Below are 2,652 nucleotides of genomic sequence, written 5' to 3' on the forward strand. Positions count from 1 at the left end.
TGACCTCGAGCATCGGGATCTCGCGGTTCTTGGCGATCGCGAGCATCTCCTTCACGCGGTCGTCCATCTCGACGCGCTGGGCGATGTAGAACGCGGTCGCGGGGATCTTGGCGCGCAGCGCCTCGAGCACCGAGTTGCGGCCGGTGACGAACTCGATGTCCGTGTCGCCCTTGGCGCGCGGCGCGCGGGTCGGCGGCTTGGACGCACCGCCGCCGCGCTTGGCGGCGAGCCGCTCCGCGGCCTGCTTGCGCTTGTGGGCGACGTGGTAGACGCGGTCCTCGGCCTTGGGCGTCGGCCCCTTGCCCTCGAGGGCCTTGCGACCGAGGCCGCCCGTGCCCTTGGTGGGGCCCTTCTTCTTGCCGCGGCCTGCGCCGGGGCGACCCGTGTTAGCCATTGATTCTCCAGACTGTTCCGTCAGCGTTGTCTTCGAGGGCGACGCCCGCGGTCGCGAACAGGTCGCGGATGCGGTCGGCGGTCGCCCAGTCCTTGGATGCGCGCGCCTCGGCGCGCTGGGAGATCAGCTCCTCGACCAGCGCCGACAGCGCCGACTCGGTCGCGGTACCCGTCTCCTGCGTGCCGCCGACCTCGTCGAGGCCCAGCACCCGCACCATCGCGATCACGTCGGCATGCGCGGCGCGCAGCGCGTCATCGTCGCCCGCGTCGAGCGCGGTATTGCCCGCCCGCACCGTCTCATGCAGCACGGCGAGAGCCTGCGGCACGCCGAGGTCGTCGTCCATCGCCGCGGCGAACGCCTCGGGGATGTCGGCGTCGTCGGGCTCGCCGAGCACGCGCCGGGCCCTGCTCAGGAAGCCCGTGATGCGGCCGAGCGCCGCGGCGGCCTCGTCGAGGCCGCCCTCGGACACGTCGAGGCTGGAGCGGTAGTGCGCCGCGGCGAGCGCGTACCGCACCACGGGCGCGGGCCGCGCCGCGAGCAGATCGGCCGCGAGCGTGAAATTGCCCAGCGACTTGGACATCTTCTGCCCCTCGACCGTCACGAGGCCGTTGTGCATCCAGAAGCGCGCGAACGCGTCGCCTGCTGCGGTCGACTGAGCGAGCTCGTTCTCGTGATGCGGGAAGCGCAGGTCGAGCCCGCCGCCGTGGATGTCGAACTCCGCGCCGAGGTAGCGGCGCGACATCGCCGAGCACTCGATGTGCCAGCCCGGACGCCCCCGCCCCCACGGCGAATCCCAGATCGCGGACGACGGCTCGCCCTCCTTCGCGCCCTTCCACAGCGCGAAGTCGCGCGGATCGCGCTTGCCGCGCGGGTCCGTGTCGGTCGCCGGCTCCATGGCGTCGAGCGACTGGCGGGTGAGCGTGCCGTACTCGGCCCACGAGCGGACGTCGAAGTACACGTCCCCCTCGGCCGCGTACGCGTGTCCGCGCTCGATCAGGCGCGCGATGAGCTCCTGCATCTGCGGCACGGATGCGGTCGCGCGCGGCTCGTACGTGGGCGGCAGGATGCCGATCGCGGCATACGCGGCCGTGAACTCCTGCTCGATCCGATACGCGAGGGCCCACCATGGCTCCTCGGGCGTGGCCTTCTCGAGCACCTTGTCATCGATGTCCGTGACGTTGCGCACCAGCGTGACCTGGCCGAAGCGGTGAGCGAGCCAGCGCCGCAGCAGGTCGAAAGCGAGCGCACCGCGCAGGTGCCCGATGTGGGGACCGGACTGGACGGTCGGGCCGCACACGTACATCGACACGTTCCCGGGCACGAGCGGCACGAAGTCGCGCAGGGCCTGCGCGCGGGAGTCGTAGAGACGGACGGTCACACCCCCAGCCTACGGTCCTGGGGATCGGAAACCCCTGGCGTTACGGCGACGGGGCGACCCGGCCGATGCGATAGGAATGGCTGGTGCCCTCTCCCCGTTCCGGTCCCGCCGTCCTCGCCGTGCTCGCGGCGGCCCTGCTGTTCGGCACGACCGGCACGTCGCAGGCGCTCGGACCGGGCGACACCACCCCCTTCGCGGTCGGCGTGATGCGCCTGATCGTGGGCGGTTCGGCGCTGGCGCTCGTGACGGCATGGCTGCGGCGTCGCGGCCGTTCCGCCGAGGTGCGCCTCCCGCTCACGGCGGGCGCGCTCGTCCTGATGTCCATCACCGCCGTGTGCCTGTTCGTCTACCAGCCGCTGTTCTTCCTCGGCACCTCGACCAACGGCGTCGCCGTGAGCACGGTCATCGCTCTCGGCTCGGCGCCGGTGATGGCGGGCCTGCTCGAGTGGGGGCTCACCCGCAAGGCGCCGGGATGGCTCTGGGGCGCCGCGACCGCGCTGTCCACGGTCGGCGTGGCCCTGCTGGGCTTCGGCGGCAGCGACGGCGGATCCGCCGACGCCGCGGGCCTGCTCGGCTCCCTCGGCGCCGGCGCCTCGTTCGCCGTGCTCGCCGTCGCGCAGCGCCGCCTGCTCGACGCCGGCTGGCACCCCTTCACCGTCGTGGGCGCGATGGGGGGCGGGGCCGCGGCCATCGCGCTCGTCGCACTGCCGTTCACGGACGTGAGCTGGCTGGCGGATCCGCGCGGCACGCTCATGACGCTGTGGCTGGGCGTGGCGACCATCACGGTCGCCTACGGCCTGTTCACGTGGGGTCTCGGCGGCTTGAAGGCCGCCAGCGCCGCGACCCTCACGCTGGGCGAGCCGCTCACGGCGAGCGTGCT

Annotated in this window: 3 protein-coding genes; 1 reads left to right on the forward strand and 2 read right to left on the reverse strand. The window is 72.8% G+C overall.

Annotation, left to right across the window (positions count from 1 at the left end):
• The coding region (locus RIF89_RS13705; RefSeq protein ID WP_309069642.1) for an RNA methyltransferase substrate-binding domain-containing protein at positions 1-394 on the reverse strand (394 nt) is incomplete at its 3' end.
• Entirely contained in the window at positions 387-1,772 is a 1,386-nt protein-coding gene (gene cysS / locus RIF89_RS13710) for a cysteine--tRNA ligase (protein WP_309069643.1), read from the reverse strand. The genes RIF89_RS13705 and cysS, both read right to left, overlap by 8 nt.
• Before the next feature lie 83 nt (positions 1,773-1,855).
• Between cysS and RIF89_RS13715 the strand changes: the two genes are divergently transcribed.
• A partial coding sequence (locus tag RIF89_RS13715; RefSeq protein WP_309069644.1) for an EamA family transporter occupies positions 1,856-2,652 on the forward strand: 797 nt, incomplete at its 3' end.

It is taken from the genome of Microbacterium sp. (assembly GCF_031178525.1).
Classification (GTDB): Bacteria; Actinomycetota; Actinomycetes; order Actinomycetales; family Microbacteriaceae; genus Microbacterium.